Consider the following 2,559-nt stretch of genomic DNA (forward strand, 5'->3'; position numbering starts at 1 on the left):
GAAGTCGGTGAGGTAACCTTTTGGAGCCAGCCGCCTAAGGTGGGATAGATGATTGGGGTGAAGTCGTAACAAGGTAGCCGTATCGGAAGGTGCGGCTGGATCACCTCCTTTCTAAGGAAAAACGGAATGTACTTGAGTTTCTTATTTAGTTTTGAGAGGTCTTGTGGGGCCTTAGCTCAGCTGGGAGAGCGCCTGCTTTGCACGCAGGAGGTCAGCGGTTCGATCCCGCTAGGCTCCATTGAATCGAAAGATTCAAGTATTGTCCATTGAAAATTGAATATCTATATCAAATTCCATATGTAATTAAATACATATAGATAGTAACAAGAAAATAAACCGAAACGCTGTGAATATTTAATGAGTTAGGTCGAAAGACCAAAATAAGGTTAAGTTAATAAGGGCGCACGGTGGATGCCTTGGCACTAGAAGCCGATGAAGGACGTGACTAACGACGAAATGCTTTGGGGAGCTGTAAGTGAGCAATGATCCAGAGATGTCCGAATGGGGGAACCCGGCAGGTAATGCCTGTCACTCATTACTGTTAAGGTAATGTAGAGGAAGACGCAGTGAACTGAAACATCTAAGTAGCTGCAGGAAGAGAAAGCAAAAGCGATTGCCTTAGTAGCGGCGAGCGAAACGGCAAGAGGGCAAACCGAAGAGTTTACTCTTCGGGGTTGTAGGACTGCAACGTGGACTTAAAGATTATAGAAGAACTACCTGGGAAGGTAGGCCAAAGAGAGTAATAGCCTCGTATTCGAAATAGTCTTTATACCTAGCAGTATCCTGAGTACGGCGAGACACGAGAAATCTCGTCGGAATCTGGGAGGACCATCTCCCAACCCTAAATACTCTCTAGTGACCGATAGTGAACCAGTACCGTGAGGGAAAGGTGAAAAGCACCCCGGGAGGGGAGTGAAATAGAACCTGAAACCGTGTGCCTACAACAAGTTCGAGCCCGTTAATGGGTGAGAGCGTGCCTTTTGTAGAATGAACCGGCGAGTTACGATATGATGCGAGGTTAAGTTGAAGAGACGGAGCCGTAGGGAAACCGAGTCTTAATAGGGCGCATTAGTATCATGTCGTAGACCCGAAACCATGTGACCTACCCATGAGCAGGTTGAAGGTGAGGTAAAACTCACTGGAGGACCGAACCAGGGCACGTTGAAAAGTGCTTGGATGACTTGTGGGTAGCGGAGAAATTCCAAACGAACTTGGAGATAGCTGGTTCTCTCCGAAATAGCTTTAGGGCTAGCGTCGATGTTAAGTCTCTTGGAGGTAGAGCACTGTTTGGGTGAGGGGTCCATCCCGGATTACCAATCTCAGATAAACTCCGAATGCCAACGAGATATAATCGGCAGTCAGACTGCGAGTGCTAAGATCCGTAGTCGAAAGGGAAACAGCCCAGACCACCAGCTAAGGTCCCAAAATATATGTTAAGTGGAAAAGGATGTGGGGTTGCACAGACAACTAGGATGTTAGCTTAGAAGCAGCTATTCATTCAAAGAGTGCGTAATAGCTCACTAGTCGAGTGACCCTGCGCCGAAAATGTACCGGGGCTAAAACATATTACCGAAGCTGTGGATACCTTTATAGGTATGGTAGGAGAGCGTTCTATGTGCGAAGAAGGTGTACCGTGAGGAGTGCTGGAGCGCATAGAAGTGAGAATGCCGGTATGAGTAGCGAAAGACAGGTGAGAATCCTGTCCACCGTAAGACTAAGGTTTCCAGGGGAAGGCTCGTCCGCCCTGGGTTAGTCGGGACCTAAGGAGAGACCGAAAGGTGTATCCGATGGACAACAGGTTGATATTCCTGTACTAGAGTATATAGTGATGGAGGGACGCAGTAGGCTAACTAAACCAGACGATTGGAAGTGTCTGGCCAAGCAGTGAGGTGTGATATGAGTCAAATGCTTATATCTATAACATTGAGCTGTGATGGGGAGCGAAGTTTAGTAGCGAAGTTAGTGATGTCACACTGCCGAGAAAAGCTTCTAGCGTTAATTATACTCTACCCGTACCGCAAACCGACACAGGTAGTCGAGGCGAGTAGCCTCAGGTGAGCGAGAGAACTCTCGTTAAGGAACTCGGCAAAATGGCCCCGTAACTTCGGGAGAAGGGGCGCTGACTTATGGTCAGCCGCAGTGAATAGGCCCAAGCAACTGTTTATCAAAAACACAGCTCTCTGCTAAATCGTAAGATGATGTATAGGGGGTGACGCCTGCCCGGTGCTGGAAGGTTAAGAGGAGTGCTTAGCAATAGCGAAGGTATGAATTGAAGCCCCAGTAAACGGCGGCCGTAACTATAACGGTCCTAAGGTAGCGAAATTCCTTGTCGGGTAAGTTCCGACCCGCACGAAAGGCGTAATGATTTGGGCACTGTCTCAACGAGAGACTCGGTGAAATTTTAGTACCTGTGAAGATGCAGGTTACCCGCGACAGGACGGAAAGACCCCATGGAGCTTTACTGCAGTTTGATATTGAGTATCTGTACCACATGTACAGGATAGGTAGGAGCCTATGACCTCGGGACGCCAGTTTCGAGTGAGGCGTTGTTGGGATACT

General features: G+C 48.1%; 1 tRNA gene and 2 rRNA genes. All 3 read left to right on the forward strand.

Annotated features, from left to right (window positions below):
• A 16S ribosomal RNA gene (locus HMPREF2979_RS01285) occupies nt 1-111 on the forward strand; the annotation flags it as partial.
• Nucleotides 112-165: 54 nt separating this feature from the next.
• A tRNA-Ala gene (locus HMPREF2979_RS01290) sits at nt 166-238 on the forward strand.
• Nucleotides 239-384: 146 nt separating this feature from the next.
• Nucleotides 385-2,559, forward strand: a 23S ribosomal RNA gene (locus HMPREF2979_RS01295); the annotation flags it as partial.

Origin of the sequence: Streptococcus sp. HMSC078H12, assembly GCF_001814615.1 — a bacterium.
In the GTDB taxonomy this organism is placed as follows: domain Bacteria; phylum Bacillota; class Bacilli; order Lactobacillales; family Streptococcaceae; genus Streptococcus; species Streptococcus salivarius_F.